At 40.5% G+C, this 24,554-nt stretch carries 16 protein-coding genes; 10 read left to right on the top strand and 6 right to left on the bottom strand.

The features are described from left to right. Positions 1 to 98: 98 nt before the first annotated feature. The 3 genes from ribH to AAG747_RS18515 all read right to left on the bottom strand — a co-directional run bounded on the left by ribH (position 99) and on the right by AAG747_RS18515 (position 6,223). The gene (gene ribH / locus AAG747_RS18525; RefSeq protein ID WP_346822706.1) at positions 99 to 575 is read right to left on the bottom strand and encodes a 6,7-dimethyl-8-ribityllumazine synthase; all 477 of its coding nucleotides are present in this window, start codon (positions 573 to 575) and stop codon (positions 99 to 101) included. Between the two features lie 411 nt (positions 576 to 986). Continuing rightward, positions 987 to 5,759 carry a TonB family protein gene (locus AAG747_RS18520; protein WP_346822705.1) on the bottom strand — a complete coding sequence of 1,591 codons (4,773 nt, stop codon included), beginning with the start codon at positions 5,757 to 5,759 and terminating at the stop codon, positions 987 to 989. 278 nt (positions 5,760 to 6,037) lie between these two features. Continuing rightward, the gene (locus AAG747_RS18515) at positions 6,038 to 6,223 is read right to left on the bottom strand and encodes a hypothetical protein (protein WP_346822704.1); all 186 of its coding nucleotides are present in this window, start codon (positions 6,221 to 6,223) and stop codon (positions 6,038 to 6,040) included. A gap of 717 nt (positions 6,224 to 6,940) precedes the next feature. On the opposite strand from AAG747_RS18515, the gene AAG747_RS18510 reads away from it, so the two are divergent. Further along, on the top strand, positions 6,941 to 8,812 hold the full coding sequence (locus AAG747_RS18510; RefSeq protein WP_346822703.1) for a GAF domain-containing protein: 1,872 nt from the start codon (positions 6,941 to 6,943) through the stop codon (positions 8,810 to 8,812). A 178-nt stretch (positions 8,813 to 8,990) separates the two neighbouring features. On the opposite strand, the gene AAG747_RS18505 is transcribed toward AAG747_RS18510, so the two are convergent. Next, on the bottom strand, positions 8,991 to 9,551 hold the full coding sequence (locus AAG747_RS18505) for a pyridoxamine 5'-phosphate oxidase family protein (RefSeq protein WP_346822702.1): 561 nt from the start codon (positions 9,549 to 9,551) through the stop codon (positions 8,991 to 8,993). Positions 9,552 to 9,839: 288 nt separating this feature from the next. On the opposite strand from AAG747_RS18505, the gene fbp reads away from it, so the two are divergent. Then, entirely contained in the window at positions 9,840 to 10,889 is a 1,050-nt protein-coding gene (gene fbp, locus AAG747_RS18500) for a class 1 fructose-bisphosphatase (protein WP_346822701.1), read from the top strand. Positions 10,890 to 11,366: 477 nt separating this feature from the next. Here fbp and AAG747_RS18495 read toward each other — a convergent pair whose 3' ends face one another. Further along, positions 11,367 to 12,245 (bottom strand): sterol desaturase family protein, encoded by an 879-nt coding sequence (locus AAG747_RS18495; protein WP_346822700.1) that lies wholly within the window; start codon positions 12,243 to 12,245, stop codon positions 11,367 to 11,369. A 295-nt stretch (positions 12,246 to 12,540) separates the two neighbouring features. Here AAG747_RS18495 and AAG747_RS18490 point away from each other — a divergent pair, with 295 nt between their 5' ends. From AAG747_RS18490 to AAG747_RS18455, 8 genes are all read left to right on the top strand, one after another. Beyond that, positions 12,541 to 13,686: a THUMP domain-containing class I SAM-dependent RNA methyltransferase gene (locus AAG747_RS18490; RefSeq protein ID WP_346822699.1), complete on the top strand. Its 1,146-nt coding sequence runs from the start codon at positions 12,541 to 12,543 to the stop codon at positions 13,684 to 13,686. Positions 13,687 to 14,040: 354 nt separating this feature from the next. Continuing rightward, positions 14,041 to 15,855, top strand: coding sequence for an ATP-binding protein (locus AAG747_RS18485; RefSeq protein ID WP_346822698.1), 1,815 nt, complete (start codon positions 14,041 to 14,043; stop codon positions 15,853 to 15,855). Positions 15,856 to 15,946: 91 nt separating this feature from the next. Beyond that, the gene (mtaB, locus tag AAG747_RS18480; RefSeq protein ID WP_346822697.1) at positions 15,947 to 17,269 is read left to right on the top strand and encodes a tRNA (N(6)-L-threonylcarbamoyladenosine(37)-C(2))-methylthiotransferase MtaB; all 1,323 of its coding nucleotides are present in this window, start codon (positions 15,947 to 15,949) and stop codon (positions 17,267 to 17,269) included. 417 nt (positions 17,270 to 17,686) lie between these two features. Further along, positions 17,687 to 18,193: a DUF4920 domain-containing protein gene (locus tag AAG747_RS18475; RefSeq protein ID WP_346822696.1), complete on the top strand. Its 507-nt coding sequence runs from the start codon at positions 17,687 to 17,689 to the stop codon at positions 18,191 to 18,193. 241 nt (positions 18,194 to 18,434) lie between these two features. After that, a complete protein-coding gene (locus AAG747_RS18470) occupies positions 18,435 to 19,238 on the top strand; it encodes an XRE family transcriptional regulator (protein WP_346822695.1) in 804 nt (267 codons plus the stop codon). Between the two features lie 279 nt (positions 19,239 to 19,517). After that, the gene (locus tag AAG747_RS18465) at positions 19,518 to 20,891 is read left to right on the top strand and encodes a cyclic nucleotide-binding domain-containing protein (RefSeq protein WP_346822694.1); all 1,374 of its coding nucleotides are present in this window, start codon (positions 19,518 to 19,520) and stop codon (positions 20,889 to 20,891) included. Between the two features lie 56 nt (positions 20,892 to 20,947). Further along, positions 20,948 to 22,762 (top strand): cation:proton antiporter, encoded by a 1,815-nt coding sequence (locus AAG747_RS18460; RefSeq protein WP_346822693.1) that lies wholly within the window; start codon positions 20,948 to 20,950, stop codon positions 22,760 to 22,762. A gap of 336 nt (positions 22,763 to 23,098) precedes the next feature. Then, the gene (locus tag AAG747_RS18455; RefSeq protein ID WP_346822692.1) at positions 23,099 to 23,725 is read left to right on the top strand and encodes a thymidine kinase; all 627 of its coding nucleotides are present in this window, start codon (positions 23,099 to 23,101) and stop codon (positions 23,723 to 23,725) included. A gap of 66 nt (positions 23,726 to 23,791) precedes the next feature. On the opposite strand, the gene pdeM is transcribed toward AAG747_RS18455, so the two are convergent. Continuing rightward, positions 23,792 to 24,460: a ligase-associated DNA damage response endonuclease PdeM gene (pdeM, locus tag AAG747_RS18450; RefSeq protein ID WP_346822691.1), complete on the bottom strand. Its 669-nt coding sequence runs from the start codon at positions 24,458 to 24,460 to the stop codon at positions 23,792 to 23,794. Between the last annotated feature and the right edge of the window lie 94 nt (positions 24,461 to 24,554).

Below are 24,554 nucleotides of genomic sequence, written 5' to 3'. Positions count from 1 at the left end.
GCCTTGCAGGCTTTAGCTATATTTTTATTTTATTCAAATGTCTTCCATTGTGTTGGTCCATACCTTAAACAAGAACCAACAACTAACTAGGAATGCAATTATTCTTCCAACATTTTAATGGCTGCAACCGCTGCTTCCACACCCTTGTTTCCATGTTTGCCTCCAGCCCGGTCAAGCGCTTGTTGAAGGGTGTTGGGCGTTAATACTCCAAAGATTACCGGTTTGTCAAACTTTAAAGACACTTGGGTAATGCCATGTGCCACTGCATCACATATAAAATCAAAGTGTTTGGTATCTCCTTGAATGACACAACCGAGACAAATCACCGCATCAATATCTTCTTTTTTGGCAGCCCTTTGTGCTCCAAAGGTCAATTCGTACGCACCAGGCACTGTATGTACTTCTATATTTTCCTCTTTTGCTCCTTCTTTTACCAAGGTGTGAAAAGCCTCTTGGAACAAAGCTCCGGTAATATTTTCGTTGTACTCACTTACGACTAGCGCAAATTTTTTATCGGAAAGATCAACCTGTTTTTTGATCTGATAATCGCTTAAATTTTTTAGGGAAGTAGCCATTGTTATTATGTTCTGTCCTTCATACAATCGCTGCAAATGTAATAATTCTGAAGAAAGGTCAATTAACTAATTCAAAAAACTTGCAAAAGTCCTAGCCCCCTTTCAGAATCTTAGATTTATCTAATTCTGACAATGGAATAGTTATAAGAATGAAAGATTGAAGGATGGGCGGTAGGCAGGGTTGATAAGAATAATATTCACCGTTATAAATGTTCCTTATTTCTTCAAGAATTAATTTTTCAATACCCTTTTGACTTTATTTCTTTTTTGTAGTTGATACAAACTATCGAAAGTTTGTTCCTGTTGCTCGTTTAAAATTTTAATAAAACCAAAAAGAAACACCCGTATGGTCTTTTGGAGACCATACGGGTGTTTTCATTATCTATACAAATGATACTCAACAAACTCTATTTAACGTACTAATCGTATGCGTTCTCCTCCTGACCAAGCTTTGAACTCATTGGTATAATACAGATAGGCCGAACTGGCCGGGGCCACGTAGTCGCCCGGTATTTCCGATTTCAAATCCAAATGAATAGTATGTTTGGCTTTCGGTTTCAATGAACGGAAATAGAAGACCACATAATTCCCGGTCACTTCATAATAGGAAACCTTTTGTTGTTCCTGTAATTCTTTCAGCTGCCAGGGTTGTGGACTCAAACCTGAGGGGATTCCGACCTTCACCAAGGTCATAGGTTGCCCTTCGGAAGTTTTGTTTTCCAATACCGTAGTCAGACGCACCGTTTCTCCCAATTTCGCTTTCTCTGTCGAAAGTTTTGTGTCCAACCCCACCTTACATAATTTACTGTCTTTGGGTGTATAGGTAGACCAAGCCACATTCAAGGTATACGGCAGGGCATCTTGGGTATCCTCAAAACGCACTTCCAGGGTTTGCGTGCCCGGTTTTAGATATTGCTCCAAGTGATCGATGACGATCTCTCCCCGTGCACCTTCTTCGTATGGAACAGAGGCTATTTTTTTGCTATTTCGATAAAGGACAATCGTACCACTGCTGGCTGTGCTTTTCGAGAACTTGGCATACTCAGTCAAGGCTTTTAGCGCCAAAATGGTCGCTTGTGTAGAACCGAAACCGCCATATTCCCGGGAGTTCACCAGAAAATCAACTCCCTCCTGCAAATGCTTGATCTCTGGATGACCGGATTTCAGCATCGCCAGCAAAACCAACGAAGTCGTCTCTACCTGTAAAGACTTGCCTCCGGAACGGGTAATGGAATGCTCGGCATGCAGCTTTTCAAAACCTCTTTTATCCACTTGTTTCAAAAGTTCCTTGAGCAAGGCCTGCCCTTTTTCTTTTTGATTTTCATTAAAATACGCCCCGGCTATCAAAGCCATTCGATAAGCATCTTTAGACGAAAGCGCCTCCTGGTTTGCCTTCTCCAAAGCTTTACTCACATCTCCGTACCCCGTTTCTGTCAATGCGTTGATCAAATAGGCGTTGGATACTTCCTGACTCGCCCGGCCGAACTCGTCCAGTGCCTGACTGCTCAATTTAAACCCTCCTTGTCCGTCACTCCGGTTCATCACCCAGTTAGCCGTACGTTCTACCATTTTAGGGTCCACACTGGCGTATACTTCCTCCATGTCTTTGAATTCCATTAAGCCATAGGCCGTCAAACCCTCGTGGGCAGGCACTCCACCAAACCATTCATACCCCTTTTCTGCAGTTTCAAAAGAAATCAAGCGTTTATACCCCTTGTCAATCAAATCCAGGGCTTTCTTACGAACGGCCGGATCGAATTGACCACTTTCTTCCATGTATTGCAAAGCCAGGATGTTCGGATAGGTGCTGGAAGACGTTTGCTCAAAACAACCGTAAGGCTCCCGTAAAATGGACTCAATGCCGGCCATCAGGTCGGTGAGTACATCCGGGTAAGCAGTGAAAGTAGCACTTAAAGAACCCTCTACCAAGTCGTTGATTTCTACTTCAAAAGATTGGCTCAACTCATTCCCGGAAAAGGCTACCGTTGCAGGAAATCCTTTGGGCAGGATTTCAACGGTTTGCTCAAATGCATCCCTTAAGCCCAAGCTCATAAAAGCCATGGTAAATTTTCCCTTGCCCGCTTTCTGATGTGTGATTACATACGGGATCGTAATCGTTTTAACACTTCCGGCCGGAACGCTGACTTCCGGGCTAAAATCACCCGCCAACTGAAAGCCTTCCGGGGTACGAACACTCAACATTCCCGTTACAGCTTTGTCCGTATTGTTTTTCAAAGTCACCGGTACTTCCACCCGGTCGTCAAATGCCAATACGGGCGGCACTTTGGTGCTCATGCTGAAGGGTAATTGTGTAAAGTAGGTAAACTCTTGACGCCCCACCAGTCCTTCATCCGCTACTCCTTCCACGGTGGCCCGGAAAGTAGTGACTTCATCGGAGTTGTAAAAAGTAAGAGTGGTTTCTCCTGATTTTCCAATCCGCACTTCCGGGTTCCAATAAATCGTTTGCCTGAAATCCGTACGGGTTTCTACCACTTCTCCCACTTGATAAACCGGTGCGTAAAACTCTCTGGTACGGTGGTATTGTGCTTTCTGCGTGATCAATTTCCGGTGACTCTGGTTAGCAACTTGAAAGTACGCCCCTCCTTGATTTTCATTTTCTCCTTCAGTGGAAAAAACTACCGGAAGCACCATTTTCATTTTCACTGCTTGACCATCCTGTTGCCCTGGTTCCCATTTAGGAGCATTTGAAATCACTTTTAGTGCTTCCTCATCACAGCCTGCTCCAATACCCTTTACAACTTCAGCATTCGTAATAGATCCGTCCCTCTCCACGACAAATTGCACAAATACCCGGCCCTCCCGTCCTAACTTTAGCGCCTGTTCAGGATACTTTATTTTGTTTCTCAAATATTGATAAAACTGTTCAATTCCCCCTTCAGGTTGTGCCAGTTTTTCCGTAATCATAAATAATGCATCTATATCCGGGTCTACTTCAACCCACTCGTCCATTTCTAGCATCTCATCAAAACCCAATTCCGGCTCTTCTATTTCCACATCCAGGTCAATTTCGATTTCCTCCACCATTTCCTGTTTCTGCACCACTTCTGCAACTTCAGGCATTGCAAAAAGTTTGTTCTTCCTTCTAATATTCAGTTGCTGTATATTACCGGCAGCTTCAAATGTTTGCTCTAGGTCCTTGTATTCTTCCTTTAATACCACCTTTTGAGAACGAACTTTAGAAGGGTTGATGGCTTTGGTTTCATAACCCACACAACTAAAAACAAAAATAGCGTCCTCATCACTTACCGGTAACTTAAACCTCCCATTCTCATCACTCACAGTACTAATGTTGGTTCCTTTAACAACAATCGAAACTTCCGGAAGTACTGTTCCTAACACATCCGTTACCGTACCTTCAAACTGTTGACCAACGACATATTCTTGTGCATAATCATTCACTTGAATGATCCGGGTCTTCCCGTCTTTGGTTTCCATTTGTAAGGTAACCGGAATGGATAAATCCAGATTTTTAAATTCAAATTTTCCTTCCTGGTCCGTATAGGTCACCTCCTCGGTTTCCAACACAGTTATCTTGGCGTTTAATTCGGGTGCCTCCGTATCCGGATCGAGTATTTTTCCCCTGACAACCGCTTTTTCAGCCGGTAGTTTTATCCGGTCTTTCAGGCTGGCTTCCGTACTTTCCAATACTTCTTTCCAGGTGAAGCGCCTGTAGCCTTGAGTCATCAACAGGTAATTCAAGGCCTCTTGGGCCTTAGGTTCGTCTTTTTTAAAGTAAAAACCCGGCTCTTCGATATTGCCTTTCACTTCCGAACTTAATAGTAAGTAAGAGAGGATATTGTCTTGCTTGTCATCGGCAAAACTGATCAGCTTGTCATCTACCACTGCCAGAGACAGATTAGCCGGAACAGGTAAACCGGCTTCATCTTTGGTGCGAATGGTCATTTCTACTTTTTCACGAGGCAAATATTTTTCTTTATCGGTGCTGATTTCCACCTGTAATTGTTTTTCCGGGCTTACAAAAACCAAGCGTTCACAACGGGCAATTTGCTTGCGATCGAAGAGGGTCAACTGTGCCACACCCGCTGGTACATTGGCCGTAGGAATTTCAAAGGAATTTTCTCCTTCTTTAGCAGAAATTTCTTCTTTAAAATAAACGGTTCCCCCCTGTTGTAAAATCAAGGTTAGCGAAGCTTTCAAAGGAGCATGAACATTCACGTTTAACTCTCCGGATGTTTGCGACTCCAGTGACAAGCGATATCCTTTGGGCAATACCTCTGGCAATGTGTATTTCTTCGCGACACCTTCCGGTTTCGTCAATTGAACCGAATAGGACATTCCCTCTTCCGGGGTCAATGTAAAAGCCCCCATTCCTTGGTGAAAACTACTAAATACGGCTACTTCTTCCCCATCCTTATTCAACACCACTCCTTCCACATCCGCCGGTTTTCCAAATTCATTCAGGGCCTTAAAGGCTACATTACTCTCTACTTCACTGAGCAAATCTCCCCCTTCGGGGAAAAATTGCAGTGAAATGGCATTCAATACGATTGGGATGGAGCGGGATATCGATTCGATGGACCCTTCATAATCAATGGTAATATTCAACAAACCATTGTTGGTTTCGAGTTTTTCGGGTAAGTCGAATGTTACAAGGGCTTTTCCGTTTGCATCTGTTTGTCCTTTTCCTTTATTAAATTCACCCCCTTGTAACTGGGCAGTATAGTTGAACTTATGTTTGGCTAATGCTTGATTACTCAAGGTCGCCAGATCCAGTGTGGCCACCACTTGGTCGCCCGGACCGTAGGCTTTCCGTTCAAAATCCAGCTTCATTCTCAACTTCGGCAGTACTAAAGCTTGTACTTGAAGGTCCTTTTCAAAAAAAAGATCCTCCCCAAAATTTTTCATCCATTGGGTATAGGCTTTCACTTTGTACATTCCCCCGGGACTGGACTCGTCCAAATGGAAATCTCCTTTGGTCCATCCGTTTTGAGCGACCAGACGAAGCTCTTTCTCGATGGTCCCTTTGGGATTAATGAGTTCTACATAAATAATTTCACTAGTCTGCGAAGCTTGAAGGTTGCTCCCGTTACGCAAGTAAGCTTTAAACCAGAGATCATCCCCCGGTTTATAAAAAGGTTTGTCAAAATGAAGATAAACCTTTTCTTGGGGTAAATGATGTTGGTAGGTTTCTAATTTTTTCATAAGGTGATTGATAAAATCCGAAGTTGGCTTAAATCGAAAAGACAAGGTACTGACCACTGTCAAAAACAGAAGTATTGAACCGGATATAAGTAAGGTTTTCTTCATCACTAAGTAATCTAGATGTGACAATTTTTAGTAAGGATGCAAATCCACAACAGATTCCATAAATCCCTTTTACTTTTTTTACATAATGAAGAATTTAGAAAAAGATACAAGCTTTTTCTAAAAAATAGTAGCTTGCAGGATTAAAAAAACGGTGTTGGATTTGAACTTGTTTTTCAGAAATAGCCAAACGTAGTTTCTACGGCATCCAGTTCATTGGAAAAGCAGACTTTCATGTATTCATATGGAGCTTCTTCGGGAAGGCAATAAGTCAAACCCACCTCTCCTTCCGGATAAAAATCAATCCCCTCCGGACGAAGCGCTTCCACTTCCTCTTTTGTGGGGTTAAAAGCTTTAACCAATTCTTCTTTGGCAAGCTTGTCAAGTACTTACGCTGTCACTGTTCAGAAATAATTTTTCCACGTGTTCATTAGTGACCCGTTGTCCTTCAAAAGGAAACTCATTCCACAGGCATTCGAACTGCTCAAAACCACCTAATTATTGGCAACATTACTTCGCATAAAAGGTATAATACCCTTCTTTCTTTGTCACCTCCCGAACTTCAAAACCGCCCGGAATAAAAAAATTAGAGATACCCATTCCACAGGAACCCCTAACGCATCTCCTATGGCTAAACCCAATAAGCCGCTCTTTATCACATTTGATTGCATAATTTTCTTTTTCCCGGAAAGAGAATATTTAATTTTTATACCAACTTACATGTATCTAATAAAGTTACCCAAACTACAAAAACACAAAATCAAGCCAAAGAAAATGATTCGCAAAAAACTGATTTAAAGCAACTTAACACACAAATCATTTAACTAACATTCAAAAAATAGCATCCGTTCTTCATTAAATACACGTAAGGTTTCCATCCCAAGTTGATTACGAGTTCAACACCCTATTAAAACGCTGATAATTAGATCTTAAACCTACATGCCTTTCTTTGTCTTAACATTTCATTTTGAACAGTAGAAAGTTAATTAAATAACTGAAAAGAATTCTCTTCTTCAGCTTATACAAAGCTCCTATCAACTCCAACTTCCACAAAGTTTTATTTCTCAAAAACCACAAACATGAAATTAACTATTAAATCCAAATTACTCCTTTCTTTTGGTGGCTTACTGTTTCTTTCCTTTGGATTGGCATTATGGGGCTACCTCTCCATTCACCGTATTTTGGAATTGAATGAAGTAAAAACCTCTTTTTCCAACTTTAATGTAATGCTATTAGAGTTTCGAAGGTTGGAGAAAGATTTTATCATGCGGGAGCCTGTCAGTGAAGAATTTAATAAGTCGGGGAGAAGCAAATACATAGATGAGCACCATTCGCTTAGTAAGAAATTCGAACATGAGTTTAACCTCTTACAACAGAATGATTATGTACAAGCATTTCATATTGAGAGTTATTTAACCGATTTGCATGAATACCTGTTGGGTTATTCCGATCAATTTCTTCTAATGACACAATCTTATAAATACAGAGGCTATGGGGAATGGGGGCTTATTGGAGAAATGAAGGCCATACAGGACAAAATTGAAAATAGCTCCTACCCTTTTGACAAAAGCCTGTATTTCAAAACCAATAAATTCGAAGCGGAATTTGCCCTGAACTGGAATGAAACGAGTTATAATAGTTTTCTCAATGCAGTGGAAGTATTTAAGAGATCTGTACAATCCACCCAAACAGATAGTGAATCGGAAAGCGACCGGCTTCAACTATTAGAATGGATCGGACAATATAGAAAGATTTTTGAAAGTATTGCGGAAACCGAAAATATCATTGGCTTTTCACCTAAAGACGGGTTAAAAGGGGAGATGCGCAGCCTGGCACATAAAGTGGAAAACACTGTACATGATATTGAAATGGTCATTTATCGAAAGACCCAAGAAAGTGTCGGCATTTCAATTGCTTTATTCATAGTCGTATTTTTCACTCAATTGGCCATAGGGATGGCCATTGCCAGCATTTTTTCTAATAAATTGAGCAAAAACATCTTGTCAATTAAAGATTGTCTTGTTCAACTTTCCCAAGGAGTTTATCCGGACAAACTTAATGTAAAAAGCACCGATGAAACGGGGGAATCCCTAAAAGCCCTAAACAATCATATTGACCGAATTAAAACCGCTGCAAGTTTTGCCGAACGTATTGGAAATGGGGAATTAAACATCCAATATGAAGAACAATACGCCAATGATGTGCTGGCCCAGGCTTTACTTGCCATGCATCAAAAACTTTTGACGACCGCTGATGCCGAAAAAATCCGTAACTGGTCTACGAAGGGGCTCGCCACTTTCGGAGAAATACTCCGGAAGTACCAAGACAATCTTGAAGAAATGAGCCAACAGTTGATTTCTAACTTGATTAACTATTTGGACGCAAACCAAGGCAAACTATTTATCATCAATCAAGAAAGTCAGGAAAAGCCTTATTTGGAACTACTGGCAACCTACGCTTGGGGCAAGTCAAAGTATATGCAACAACACATCGAAAAAGGGGAAGGCCTGGCCGGGCAAGCATGGTTGGAAAAAGCGACTATTTTCCTAACTGAAATTCCGGAGGATTTTGTAGAAATCTCTTCAGGTTTAGGCAAAGGGAAACCGAAATGCATTCTGATTGTTCCACTCATGATCAATGAGGAAGTGTTTGGGATTATTGAACTGGCTTCATTTACTCAATTAGAGAAAGCTAAAATTGAATTTGTGGAAAAATTAAGCGAGATCATTGCCTCTACCTTGTACAGTATCAAGATCAATATCCACACAAAATCACTGTTAGAACAATCCCAACAACAAACAGAAGAATTGAGAGCTGCAGAAGAAGAAATGCGTCAAAACCAAGAAGAGTTACAGGCCACTCAAGAAGAAATGTTCAGACAAAAATCTGAATTGGAAAACGAGATTGAAGTACTAAAAGAACAAATATATTCCAGTAAAAAAAGAGAATAGTTCATGGTTTTTCAAATTACTCAAAAAGTCCCTGACAATGATTGACAGGGATTTTTTTTATAAAAATCAACAGCGTAAAATACTCATTTACCATGTGGTTTTCATTCGGAACCTATTTCTTTTTTCACTATGACCAGACATCCACTTGGAAAGAACTTCCCTCCTATTCAAACCGGATTTAAGGCACCAAACGTTTTCCCACCCATTCTTGCTGTTGATAAGTACACAGGTACCTGAAGTGCTCTTCTACTCCCAACTCCAAGTAATCCACCTCGTCAATTTGTGTAATTACCACACAAAAATTTTGATACGCTTCTTGTGAATCGGTTTCTATTTCCAACTTGTCTTTAGGATAGGTAGTACCGGGTGTGGAGCGCAGATGGTATTCCTTTTGATCCTGATAAGAAAGTTTTTTCCAATACTTACAGGCAACTTCATTGGTATGATACACTTTGGTATCACCATACACCCGGTATTGTCTTTCTTTTTCAGGCTCATAAAACAACCAACACACTCTTGGAGCCACTTTCAGTTCCTGAATCTTACTCGTACGGTAATCGGAATAAAAGACCAAGAAACGCTTTTCTATATTCACTTCTCTTAACACGACCTTTCTCAAACTGGGTACTTGCCGAGAGGATATCGTTCCAAACACAGGTAAATGCAATGGGTTTTGAAACTCTTTTAAAGAGTCCTTCAAGGAGTCCCAAAAATCTTGAATGATCTGAGCTGCTTGCATAAACTACTTCGTATTTTTTTTAATAATCGGTTAGCTATACGTACTTGAGGTTCATTGATACTGCTGATCTTCAGTTTCCAGGGCAGTTCCGCGCTTCTCTCTTCCGGTGCTAATTGATGGTTGTCTTATTCTTTAGAGCTGCGAACCTATCGACTTACCATCAATAAACCAAGGGGATTGGCCAAAGTTTACACTTATTATAGAATTTTTATATTACTTGCTATATAAATTTGCCCAAGAACTATGTAACTTAATCTACCAATAAAATAATTAAAATTACACATAACCATGCTTGAAAAGTTTACTGCACCCATAGGTACTGCCTTGGACCGGTTTATCGCCCAGAAACAAGAACAGTTTCCTTTTGCCACCGGAGAGTTGTCGCAACTGCTCAGAGACATCGCCTTGGCGGCCAAAATCATCAACCGGGAAATCAACCGGGCCGGTCTTTCCGGCATTGAAGGCAGTGTAGGAGAAGAAAACGTCCAGGGAGAAAATCAACAAAAACTGGATGTGGTGGCCGATGTCCGCTTTATCCGGGCCTTGATAAAAGGCGAACAAACCTGTGGAATCATCTCCGAAGAAGACGAAAACCTCATTGACACCAAAAACCCCAAGGCGAAATATGTAGTCGCTATTGACCCTCTGGACGGATCTTCTAACATCAATGTAAATGTTTCTGTCGGGACGATTTTTTCCATTTACCGAAGACGTACATCCTTAAACACTCCCCCTACCTTGGAGGATATGCTACAACCTGGCCGCGACCAAATTGCGGCAGGGTATGTACTCTACGGCTCTTCTACCATGTTGGTCTACTCCACAGGATATGGCGTAAACGGATTTACCTATGAACCCTCATTGGGCGAATTCTTCCTTTCCCATCCGAACATCAAGATGAAAGAAAACGGGGAAATCTATTCTTTTAATGACGGATTGTATTACCAAACTTCGGAAGGTATCAGAAACTTTATTGAACATTGCCGGAAAAACCAATACAGTGGAAGGTATATCGGATCATTGGTTTCGGATTTCCACCGGAATATGCTCAAAGGAGGCATGTACCTTTACCCCGCTACCAAAAAACATACACAGGGCAAACTAAGGCTGATGTATGAGTGCAATGCACTCGCCTTCTTGGCGGAACAAGCCGGGGGAATGGCCTTTTCCGACAAAGAACGCATTCTGGATATCATGCCTGAAAGCCTGCATCAGAGGGTTCCTCTGTTTATCGGTTCGAAAAACATGGTAAAGCAATGCCTGCAACTTCTGAATGAAGAAGGTCAAGAAAAAGCAGCGAAAACAAAAAAAACAGAAGACCGACAAGTTACAGAATAATAAATTCCTTTTTGAGGAAAGGTTGGAAGGACACCAACCTTTCCTTTTTTTATTCACATTTTTTCCGCTTTACGATTCTCTTAACAAAGAGAAAACTTACCTGGCCACCCTCATTTCTCTAAAGAAAAAAGTAAATTAGCAGGTCTGATTCATTCATTCGGATCCCCCCCTTCTCAAGGATGGGATAACTTTCTGCAATGACAATAGTGTAAATAACCCTAAAGAAATTATTCAAAAAGCCTTTAAAATACTGTTTCGAATGAAAATCAAAGAACTATATCTTAAATATAAGAAGTATATAAAAATAGACCTGATTATGTATGCCGTCATGATTATAGGCATATTCTTACTATTTACCATCACCGCCCTTCTGGACTAAACTCACTGCCACTTTTAAATAAAAACAATACCCAAAAAAACACCCCCTCTGTTACATATTGTCCAGAGGGGGTGTTTTGTATTCCGGATAGGCGTTGCTTACGTTCTGCGGAAGATAGCATGTAAGCCTTCTTTGATCGATTTTGCGTGAATTACATCCCGGAAGATATCTTGCCATACATGGAAGTTCAACGTTACGGGGTTGTAGGTGTTTAACTCAGTGGTAATCCCGTAGACCGGTTCCTCTATTTCTTCTTGAAAGGTTCCGAAAATACGATCCCAAATAATAAATACCGTCCCATAGTTTTTATCGATATAGATGTCATTTTTTCCATGATGTACCCGATGATGAGAGGGTGTCACAAAGATGTATTCGATAAATGCCGGTAGTTTTTTGATCAATGTCGTATGGTACCAGAACTGTGCTAATACCGCGATCTGGTGACAGATAAAAAACATAATGGGATTGAACTTGAAAAAGGCCACTGGCAAAAAGAAAATAAACTTGATACTTTGTGTCCAAGAGAGACGATAGGTTACGGCAAAATTATACTTCGCCGAAGAATGATGTGTAACGTGGGTTGCCCATAACACTCTGCGTTCGTGCCCCCAACGGTGTACCCAATATCTCAGAAAATCGACAAAGAAGAAACATAAAACAAATCCCCACCAAGTGAAAGGCACCATGGGTAGAGGAGAAATATCGTACACATAAAACACGGAAACGAACAGAAAACCTTGTACTATACCATTCACAACCAAGTTACCAATTCCGACTCCAACATTTGCCCAAAAATCTTTCTTTTCATAGATTTTCAGTTGTTTTTTCTGGGATACCAGGAATTCGATTAAGGTGAACAATAACAAAAAAGGTACTGCCCATAAGATTACTTGAGGTAGCTTTTCCATACCCATGTACTCAACACATAATCGTTGGATTTCGGTATGGGCATATTGGGAATATTCGCTAAAAGTCATAACTATTGATTTAAATGTTAGCCGGACAAATATACTTAAGGATTAAGAATCTTATCTTGTATTAAAGATAAATTTTATCGATAAATGGTTGCCTGAACCGAAAAAAAAATTTGTAATCAACTGAATGACACAGGCTAGCAAAATCCTACTTAACGAAAAGAAGTGTACTTTATAAAAATAGCTTGGGGATTTATGTAATTTTGCGCATACAATACCCGGCAATGATAAGGCCAGGAATATTTAGATCGATCAATCATTTGAAAACATTATAAACCGTACCATTATCAAAACTCAAATGCATAAAACGGAACACTATACTGCCAAAACTTTTTTTGGCTTGGAAGAAATACTTGCCAAGGAAATCCAACAACTTGGAGGGACAGAGATCAAAAAGGGGGTACGTTCCGTGTCTTTCAAAGGAGATTTGGCTACGTTGTATAAATGCAATTTATGGTCGCGTACCGCTATCAAGATATTAAAACCCATCCACCATTTCCGGGCTTCTAACGAGGAACAATTGTACAAAGCTTGCCAGTTGGTCAATTGGACGGAAATGTTCCGCCTCGACCAAACGTTTGCCGTGGAAAGTACAGTCAAATCAACCCACTTCAAACATTCCAAATACGTGGCCCTCAAAGTGAAGGATGCCATTGCCGATCAATTCAGGGAAGTCTTTGATCAAAGGCCGAATGTCGATACCGAAAACCCGGATTTCAGGGTCAATATTTATATCAACAAAGAGGATTGTATTCTGTCCCTGGACAGCTCAGGTATCCCGCTTCACCGTAGGGGATATATCCAAACCCGTACTTCCGCACCTTTGAATGAAGTATTGGCGGCAGGCATGGTACTTCTAAGCGACTGGGACACGAATAGCCACTTTATAGACCCGATGTGTGGCTCCGGAACCATATTAATTGAAGCCGCCATGTATGCTCTTAACATAGCCCCGGGGATTTTCAGAAAGCATTTTGCCTTTATGAACTGGGAAGACTTTGATAAAAAACTTTGGTCATCCTTAGTGGAAGAAGCTCAAAAGGCACAAAAGAAACGGTTTGCTTATAAAATCGAAGGATCGGATATTTCCAGAAAGGCCTGCCGGGCGGCTATCGAAAATGTACAAGCAGCAAAGCTTGAAGGCTTTATCCGTATTTCACCACAAGCGGTTAAAGAAAAAATTCCACCTCAAGATAACGGCCTCTTGATTACGAACCCTCCTTACGGAGAAAGGCTACAACCGGAAGAGCTGGAGAACTTATACAAATCCATTGGGGATACATTGAAACAAAAATACTCCGGCTATGATGCATGGGTGCTAAGTAGCAATAAAGAAGCGTTGAAATGTATTGGATTGCGAGCTTCCAAAAAATTAACCCTTTACAATGGTGCCCTCGTCTGTAAATTTCAGCAATACAAAATGTACAAAGGCAGCAAAAAATAACAACAGACGGATAGTTTATTTTCCGGAAATTCTACAAATAGCTATTATAATATCACAATTCCCAATACTGAGTAGTGTTGGGAATTACTTTTTAAAGTAGTGGTTTTTAAATTTTATACTCCCCCACAGTTAGGAGTCGGATTGGAAGGAAACTCTTCGCCTTTCTGCCTGAAAACCACCTTACTCTCAGACAATCAAGCCTTTTAATTAACATTTATTAAGCTTGCCTCCTCAGCCGTTTCATAAGGTTTTTCTTCAAATCCTATTATAAATTCTTGTCTTTTTTCTAACATTACTCTGAGAAAATCAATTAATTTTGTTAATGTCAACTAATCAAATAATTCCATTAGTATCATGCAAAAGGCTGAATTGGAACTGTGCGTTACATTGAACACCAGCTTACTGATTGTAAACAAACAGGGAAATATCGTAGAGGCAAATCCTGCTTTTTGTCAATTAACTCAGTATACTTTTCATGAATTAAAAGGAAAAAACCTCAGCCCCCTCCTCTACCCCAAAGATACCCTTCGTAGCATCAGTACTTTCCGGAAACTAAAGTTTGAAAAAGATCAGATCCTCGACTGGCAATTGCGTATAGTTCGCAAAGATCAAAGCTTACTCCCCGTGAACGTCCGGTCTGTTTTGTTGGAATTAGAGACCCAAACCATTGTTGCTAACTTCATTGAGATTCGCTATTCAAAGCGGAAACCCTCTGTGGGGCTGGACTCTTCGCTGATAATGCAAAAGCTATTGGACACACAACCGGAACAAATAGCGTGTCTGGATAAAGACTTTCGTTTAGTAGCATTTAACCGGAATTTTGCCACAGAATTCCCATCAATACATGGAAACGCCCCAAAAATTCAAGATAGCATTTTTCAATATATAGGAGAGGCTAATCACACTCGCTGGATTGATTATTTCCACGAAGTTTTAACAGGAAAGCCGGTCAATCAACCGGAAGTAGTTTACTGTTCTTCTAAAAAATACAAACTAAACATTGAGCCTATCCTTACCGGTGGACAAGTGGTGGGTATCTTGCAAAAAACGCAAAGGGTGCAGGAAGGAAAAAACCTCGACTGCAAATACTTATATGATACGGCTCCGTGTGGAATTTTACTGTTGGACAGGGGCAATCATATTCTCCACTGCAATCAAAAATTCATAGCACTATCCGGCTATTCCCTGGAAGAATTGCTGGGCGTAAAATTGCATGAACAGTTTATCCACCCTAGCTACCGGAACGTGCATCTGGACAGAGTGGAAAAACTAAATGAATTGCATATAGAAAGTGAACAATTCGAAGAAAAACGAAAAAATAAAAAGGGACAATACAACTACTTCGGGATATTATCAAAAGCCGTTTACAGCGATGAAGGAAAGTATTTGTACCGGCTCGAGATGATCACCAACATCAACCTGGAAAAGAGGCATACACATCAATTAATAGAACTGAACAAATCTAAAGACGAGATACTGGGGGTAGTCGCCCATGACCTGCGTAACCCCATAAGCCAAATTCAAGGCTTGATGGAAGTATTACGTTTTGAACTGGGAAATGCCCTCACCCCGGAAATTGTCAAAATCTTAAATTTGGTCAAGCAAGCGGGCTCCAATGCCAATAACATCATCAATGATTTGACTGCGCTTAATATTATTGAAAACCCACAAAGTTCCGAGGAGAAAATAGAAACCGTCCGGTTTAAAGATTTTATCCGGGAGTTATTGCCCATTTATGTTTCCTGGGCAAAAAACACCAAAAATATTTCGTTGAAGTACAGCCTGCCCCCAGACCAGATTATTTTAAAAATCAATAAGAAAAAAATCTCCAGGGTTTTGGACAATCTTATTTCCAATGCAATTAAATATTCCTTCGAAGGTAAATCCATTATACTTACAACCCAACGCAAAGACGATCAATTGATCATTTCCGTAAAAGACGAGGGTATGGGTATTCCGGGAGCTTTACAACCGATACTTTTTGACAAATTCACCAAAGCCGGCCGGCCGGGTACCAAGGGAGAACATTCTACCGGGTTGGGTATGTTTATTTCCAAAAAGATCATAGAAGCTCATCAGGGCCGTATCTGGTTTGAAAGTGAAGAACACAAAGGCACGGTTTTTCATGTTTCCCTGCCGATTAAGTACAGTATGAAGTCCCTTCTTTAAGCGATCTCCTTGAACTGAACCCTGCCAACTGTTCCGTATCTGCTAATCTTTCCCTAATTTTGCCTATTCATTAGAATCATAAAAAGCGCAGATGAGGAAAGTAGCATTTTATACGCTAGGTTGTAAATTGAATTTTTCGGAGACTTCTACCATTGCCCGGATGTTTGAAAAACGGGGATACCAAAAGGTAGAATTCACTGAACAACCCGATATCTTTGTCATTAATACCTGCTCGGTTACCGAAAATGCCGATAAAAAATGCAAGAAAATCGTAAGAGAGGCCAAAGCCATCTCTCCTGATTCTTATATCATCATTATTGGTTGTTATGCCCAATTAAAGCCCAAAGAAATTTCGGAAATTAAAGGCGTAGATGCCGTACTCGGTGCTGCCGAAAAGTTTCAACTCTTGGATATCCTGGATGGCTTTATCAAATCAAACACTCCAAAAGTATATGCCTCTGATATTAAAGAAGCCAATACATTCCATAGTGGATATTCCATGAACGACCGCACTCGTACCTTTCTCAAAGTGCAAGATGGCTGTAATTATAACTGCACCTTTTGTACAATCCCCTTAGCCCGGGGAAAAAGCCGCAGTGATACCATCGAAAACGTACTTGTGAATGCCCGGGAAATTGCTGCTACAGAAGTAAAAGAGGTGGTACTGACAGGTGTAAACTTGGGGGATTACGGAATCATTGACGGCAAAAGACAGTACCGCTTCTTCGATTTGGTAAAAGAACTGGATAAAGTAGAGGGCATCGACCGGATCAGAATCTCCTCCATCGAACCTAACTTGTTGACCAATGAGATTATTGATTTTGTAGCCCGGTCTCAACGATTTGTACCACATTTTCATATTCCCCTGCAATCCGGCTCGGATAAGTTGCTAAAGAATATGCGTAGACGGTACGAACGCAGTCTTTATGCCGAGCGGGTAGAAAAAATCAAATCGGTCATGCCTGACTGTTGTATCGGAGTAGATGTGATTGTAGGCTTTCCGGGCGAAAGCGAGGAAGAGTTTATGGATACATACCGCTTCCTGAATGAGTTGGATGTCTCTTATCTTCATGTATTTACTTACTCAGAACGTGCCAATACCCCGGCAGTGGATATGGATGAAGTGGTGCCCTTAAAAGTACGCCACGAACGCTCTAAAATGTTGCGTACTTTGTCTCATAAAAAACGCAGAGCCTTTTATGAACAACACTTAGGAGCTGCGAAAACCGTACTTTTTGAACATGCCGAACAGGATGGGATGATGCATGGATTCACCGAAAACTATATCAAGGTCACTGCGAAATACGACCCTGTATTAACCAATGAGTTGAAAAGAATCGAACTCGTTGCGATCAACGAAGAAGGCACTGTTGACATAAAAGAAGCCGAACCCGAATATGTATCTCATGTTTAGATTAGATAAATTTCCGGTTCATGCTCTTTAAAAAACAATTTCAGGGCAATACCTCTCAAAGCCCGAAGAATTAAAAAAAAGAAAGGGGGGGGGCAAAACACCCCCTCCTAACTTTTAACCAGTTTTTATCTCTTAGCACTCATTTCGTTAGATTTTTTTTTAAATAAATACCCTGTAACGAAAAGAATACACCTTATTCCTGTAGATAAACAAACAAGTACATAATGAAGTGAATTAAACTTTTTCTTTTTCCTAAAAAATGTTTCAAAAACGCCTCCTCCGTGTTACTTTTTGTAACAATAGCTTTGGCTATTCTCTTCAAAAAGTGCCTTGATGAGCCAGTTTGGACTCCATCTTCGGTCAAAAACCATAAGTTTAAACCACTTCAATTTCAACTTACACTTAACCTTTTACATCATGAAAAAAATCATTTTAGTAGTATTGGCAGGGCTGACTTTTACAGCTTGTGAAAAGAAACCGGAAACCCAAACCACTGCCACAGGGCAGACACCGGATCAGGAACTTGCTCAAGTTGAGCATAAAACGTACGGAGAAACCATTGAAATAAGCAATGCAATGTCTCTGGATCAGATGGAAGAAAAATTACAAACAATAGATTCTTTAGAAGCCACCGTTTCAGGCAAAGTACTGGAAGTGTGCAAAGTGAAAGGTTGCTGGATGAAGCTTCAAAGCAGTGACAACAACATCGTACGGGTCACTTTCAAAGACTATGGGTTCTTTGTAGACCAGGATATAGTCGGCAAGGAAGCTACCGTCAAAGGAATGGCCAAAAAACAAGTCATTTCAAGAGAGACCTTACAACACTATGCCGAGGATGCCGGAAAAAGTAAAGAAGAGATTGCTGCCATTCAAGAAGACAAAGTGGAACTGGCCTTTGTTGCGGAAGGTGTGGTGGTCAAATAAACACCCGAAGCCCACCTCAAAAGGCTCTCTTTAGAGGCATTCTCCCACTTAGAGAGCTTTTTCTTTTACCTCAAAAGCATCACCTACCCTCCTCCTTTATTTTTTTGTTCGTATTTTTGCTCATCTTCTTGTCACTGTCAAATATACAAGCTTATATTTGTTTATTAAAACATCATTTGTTAACTTTGATAGCAAAACCAATTAAACCAATTACTTTTCTGCTCATTAAATAAGCATAACTATGTATTTAAGTAAAAATTTACGCTATCTGCGAGAGCAAAATGGCAAGCAAAGTCAAGGAAAACTTGCGGAAGCCATGGGAGTGACGCGTAGTGCTATTAGTTCCTATGAAGACGGGAGAGCAGAACCCAAGCTGGAATTACTCAACAAACTTGCGGATTACTTTAATATCACCGTAGATCAGTTGATCAATGTTGAGTTAGTAAAGTTAGGTCAAGCAGAAGCTCAGAAAAAAGAGGAAATGAAAAACTACATTTCCGGCAAGCATTTTCGGGTACTGACCATTACGCTGAATGAAGATGAAAACGAAAATGTAGAGCTAATCCCAGAAAAGGCCGCAGCTGGCTATACGACCGGGTATGCCGATGAAACGTATCTGGCAGAACTGCCCAAATATAAACTACCTTTCCTGAGCCGGGGCAAAACCTACCGGGCTTTTGAAATCAGTGGGGATTCCATGTTACCCTTACAACCGAACTCCATTGTGATCGGTGAATACGTAATGGATTGGAACGACCTGAAAGACGGGCAAGTTTGTGTCATCGTATCACGCTCGGAAGGAATCGTGTTGAAAAAACTGTTTAGCAAAGTAAAAGACCGGGGCAGCTTCTTATTGAAATCTTCCAATTTAAATTACCCCCCATACGAAATTGCCGCCGGAGAAGTAATTGAAATCTGGAAATTTGCCGCCTACATCAGCAAAAATTTCCCGGATGAAAGTGGCACTTCCGTACAGGATTTAAAGGAAGCGTTTTGGCGCCTGGAAGATGACATCCGGGAATTAAAAACGCATCAAAGCAATTAAGAATATACCTCGATAACTCCTTTCGGATCTTCCTCTAAAAGAAGTTTTTAAGAGGAGTAAACAAAAGGGGGAACCCCATTCCCTTTTTAGTTTTATCATCATTTTTCTCAAACAGGGATTCATTGTCATTTGCTTTAGACAATGAATCCCTGTTGTTATTTTTCTGTTTTTTTACAACCCTCTTCCGGTTCTTCTTTTACCAAGCCACAAGTAATTTCTGTAAATTCATTATTATTGTATCAACTTGTTATCATGCATTACAATCCCCAATTTTTTTAGATGGACACAATTGAAGCACTAAAAAAATCTACACTATTCAAAGACTTATCCAGGCAAGCATTAGAAAAAATTGCTAAGGTGGCCAAGTTGCGTCAATACTTTCCGGAAGACAGTATTGTCTATCAAGGAAAACCCAGTGATAGCCTGTATTTGATTGTCAACGGAATTGTGACAATTAAAAACGAAATGGATAAAAAGGAAAAGATCCTGGCATACCTGATGCCGGGAATGACCTTTGGGGAAGTCGGGATCCTGGAAAACCAACCCCGGTCTGCCACCGTCTGTGCCTTGAGCGATGTCGATGTTTTGGTCATCAGTCGTCATGATTTTTTGGATATTCTCCATGAATATCCGAAAGTAACCATTGAATTGGCAAAAATGCTAGGCAGGTATTTGGTAGAGGCCTCCAGACGAATGAGCTATGGAAAGCGTGACGGAAAAGTAGTGCTCATCTATGACTTAAGCCATGCGGAAGGTAGCACTACACTGGGGAATTTGATTGCCTCCAATATCAGAGAAAAATCCCGGAAATCCACTATTTATGTAGAATATCCTCACCCGGAACGCATCATCAATGATTTACCGGTACAGAAAGATCAGGCAATATATCCACACCCGGCTGGGCATGAGGTTTTAGTGTCTTACAAAGAAAAAGAGCTCATGCCACATTCGGCACGAAATACACTGATGCTTGACAGTTTGCTAGGTGATTATGACAATGTAATTATTGGAGTCAATGCAAAAGCACAGGTAGAACTGGACGAGTTATTGAATTATGCAAAGCAAGTCATTCTTTATATCCCTTGCCGGACGAATATCATAAGGAAAGTGGAGCAGGTAGAAAAACATATCAGGAACCACTCAAGAGCAAATAGCATCAACCTTTTAAAAATCATTAACAGGTATCAAGAGGAAAACGGGGCCATTTCCTATTGGCAAGACAGGATAGATTTTCAGCTGCCTCATTTAAAACAATTTCCGGATATTCCACAACTCCAACCGGTACCTATTCAATTGGCCAAAGTCGTAAACAAACTCATCAACCGGATGGAACGCACCAACCAAATTGCCATTTATATTCCAAGTACCGTCAACATCAATGAAACCAGTGACACCCGGCCTTTTGTACAAACTACCTCTAACTTTTTGGCGGAGCGGTTCGGTGGGTCTACCACCAAAGAAGCACAAGGCGTCTGGAACAGTGAACACACAGGTTTGGTAGATGAAAAAGTCTACATTGTCAGTTCGTACGCGACCCAGGCAGATATGAACCGGCACATGGATGATGTGGTCGATTATGTGAAACAAATAAAGTCTGAATTAAAACAAGAGGCAATGGCTTTGGAAATCAATCAGCAATTGGCCTTAATTTAAAATACTATTTTCGGATTGTTTTTTATATTTTTAAAGGAAGCATTAACCCATAATCTATGATAGAAATAGCTGGCTTAATTATATTAGGTTTGTTAGCCCAATGGCTGGCCTGGCGACTGAAAGTACCTGCCATCTTACCTTTAATACTTATCGGTCTGTTGGTAGGACCACTTTCCACTTTTATTACTCCTGACGGTTCTAAATTTATTGACGGAGATAATATTTTTAATGGAGAAAAAATTTTTGATGTTATTTCCATTTCCGTAGGATTGATTCTTTTTGAAGGAGGGCTTACCTTAAAAGTGGCAGAGTTACGCAATCTGGGCAAAACCGTCCGAAATCTCATCCTTTTCGGCACCATTATCTGCCTGATAGGTGGGGCTATGGCGGCCTATTATATCATAGGCATGGGCGTACAAGCTTCCTTTTTGTTTGGTGCCTTGATCATTGTAACCGGTCCTACCGTAATCGGTCCGATTCTCCGAAACGTACGCCCCAACCAAAACATCAATACCATTTTAAAATGGGAAGGTATTCTAATAGATCCCGTAGGTGCTTTGGTGGCTATTTTGATTTACGAATTTGTTATTTCAGGAAGACCTAATGAGCAATTCACCTTTTTTGCGTTAAAGGGTTTTTTACTCACAATTATTTCCGGAGTAGTTGTAGGGGGGATATTTGCTTACCTATTATTTCACTTACTCAAAAAAGACTTAATCCCCGGCTATCTCAAAAACATCATCGTGCTGGCGTTTGTCATGCTGGCATTTGTCATTGCCGATATGGCTCACGAAGAATCCGGCTTATTGGCCGTAACATTATTGGGTATTATTCTCGCCAATCTGAAAATTGATGATTTGAAAAAAATCCTCAGTTTCAAAGAGGATGTTACCCTGATACTCATTTCCTTTCTTTTTGTAATGCTTTCATCCAGGATAGATATTGCCGATATTCAACTCCTGCTCAACATGAAAAGCTTGCTGTTGTTTGTTGTGATTGTTTACCTGCTCCGCCCGGTCACTATCTTTTTGAGTACCCACAAGGCCGATTTGAAACTCAATGAAAAGATCTTCTTATCGTATATCTGTCCCCGGGGTATTGTAGCTGCAGGGGTGGCTTCTATTTTCTCGGAAAAGCTAAGCTCTTTGGCCCCTTCTGATTCCAATGTAATGGCCTTCGATGCTCACTTACTAATGCCTCTCACCTTTTTGATTATTCTGGGAACCGTAGTTATTCAAGGGCTTACGGCTAAACCGATTGCCAATTTACTAGGGGTAACACAAAAGGAACCCAATGGCGTGTTGTTCTTGGGAGCCAATGAAACCGCCCGCTTTATGGCCAAAGTACTAAAAGCAAAAGGCATTCCCGTGCTGTTATCCGACACTTCCAAAGCCAATATCAACGAGGCGAAGTCTGCATGGCTTCCTGTGTATGAAGGGAGTATTTTGAGCGAATCCAACATTGAAGATTTGGATTTATCATCCTATGGTCATTTGTATGCAACCACCTCCAATACGGAAATCAATATCCTTGCATGCCGCTTGTTTGGCAACGAATTTGGGAAAGAGAAGGTATTCCGCCTGGTGTCTCCCAGGGAAATCCAAATGGTGGATTTAAGCAAACCTAAAAATTTACTTTTTAAAGGGGCAACCGATTATATGGGACTCGCCCAATTATTCAAAAGAACACAACTCGTTCAAACGCAAAAGTTTGATAATAAAGAACAAATGGACGATTTTATCGAAGAGCAAAATGGTAAAATTGTCCCTGTATTTTTAGAAAAACCCAAAAATGTATTGATCCCTTTCACTGAAAAAATCAAGGATATTGACAAAGGAGATCAAATCATTTATGTAAAAAAGCATGTTTAATAATGGACATGCTTTTGATACAGTATGTTTGCCGGTATTTTTTCAGAACGGTTTCAATAGGTTAGAAAAAAATCATATACTTTTCTCTTTTTTCTCCATGAGAAACTGTTTTGTTTCTATTTTTGCCCGCTTCTTGAGGGAGGTTAAGTAAATATACTTGGCGCAGTCAACACAATTGAGATGATTCCTTGACCTGCAAATGGTATTTTTTCCTAAGGGTTATGGCATTGTTATTCCGAGGCGGACATTGCGCATAACAAAATCAAAACATACACTATTGTTGTAAACTCACACAAAAGGAATAAAGATTTAATTTTAATTACTAACGAGTAACCTATGTTTATTGAGCCTAAACTGCATGATCGATTTTCGGAAAAACAAACCGGTTGGATAGAAATCATTTGTGGTTCGATGTTTTCCGGAAAAACCGAAGAGTTAATTCGCAGAGTCAACCGGGCAACGATTGCCAAGCAAACCGTTAAAATCTTAAAGCCGGCCATAGATAAGCGGTACGATGAAAAAGACATCATTTCCCATAATCAAAATTATGTAGAGTCTATTCCGATCGAAAAAGCCGAAGATATCTTAATTTATACTGAAAACTGCCAGGTAGTAGCCATTGATGAGGCTCAATTTTTTGACAACAAATTAGTAGAAGTTTGCACAGAGCTTGCCAACCATGGTTTTAGAGTGATTGTTTCCGGGCTGGACATGAACTTTGAAGGCAAGCCCTTTGGGGTAATCCCCGAATTGATGAGTGTAGCGGAATATGTAACCAAATTGCATGCGATTTGTGCAAAATGTGGCGATGTAGGAAATTACTCATTCCGGTTGGTAGACCAGGAAGAAGAGGTATTGTTAGGAGAAAAAAACCACTATGAAGCTCGCTGCAGAAAATGTTTTAACATTGGTATGGAAGAGCGTAAGAGAAAATTGGAAATTATGCAAAAAATAAATGAATAGTACTTCTTTACCCAAAAGCCATCATGCACAAATGATGGCTTTTTACATTCACTATTACATATACACTCAGCGCTCAAACAAACCGGAAAAAGAATAAACCTTCTCTTTGGTAATAGCAAACACCTGATCCCCTTTAGCAGGCCGAAGACGGTGTAAGCCGGTAAAGTTGCCAAAAGCCGGTAAAACACCCCCGTTCTTACCAAAATAAAAGCACGGCAGAGAGAGGGATTGTCTCCCCTTACCACTAAGGGTAATACCCGGATGTAAATGCCCGCTAATCGGATAATACCCAGCCTTTAATTTTACTTCTAACGGATTGTGTACCAATGCAAAAGGTCCGACATATTCAACTTCTTTCACTTCCATTACTTCAGACAGCTCTTGTAACGTAAGTTGGTCGTGGTTTCCCGCTACCAAAGTACATTGTAAATATTGGTGTTGATCAAGCCAACTGCACCAAGCCGCAAACTCCCTGTTCATTTCACTATGGAACAAATCGCCTAAAATCAATACACGTTCCACAGGATTCGCAACAAGCACAGTAGACAAACGGGCCAGGTCTTCAAGGTGGATTTGAGCGGAAACAGGAATCCCGGCTTTACGAAAATGTCCGGCTTTCCCCAAATGAAGATCCGAAAGAAGCAGGGCTTTTTGACAGGGCCAATAGATGCACCTTTCCGGTAATAAATACAACAGCTCTCCTTTTATTGAAAATTTCGCTTGTCTCTCATTCATTTTCCAGGAAATTATTAGAATCCGGAATCAATCTAGAATTGAAATATTCGTTACTATGCAAATAAGGATTAGCAAAAGTACATATCCTATAATT

The organism is Rapidithrix thailandica, assembly GCF_039710355.1.
Classification (GTDB): Bacteria; Bacteroidota; Bacteroidia; order Cytophagales; family Flammeovirgaceae; genus Rapidithrix; species Rapidithrix thailandica.
The sequence above is the reverse complement of the archived record's forward strand: the minus strand, read 5'-3'. Positions and strand labels throughout refer to the sequence as shown.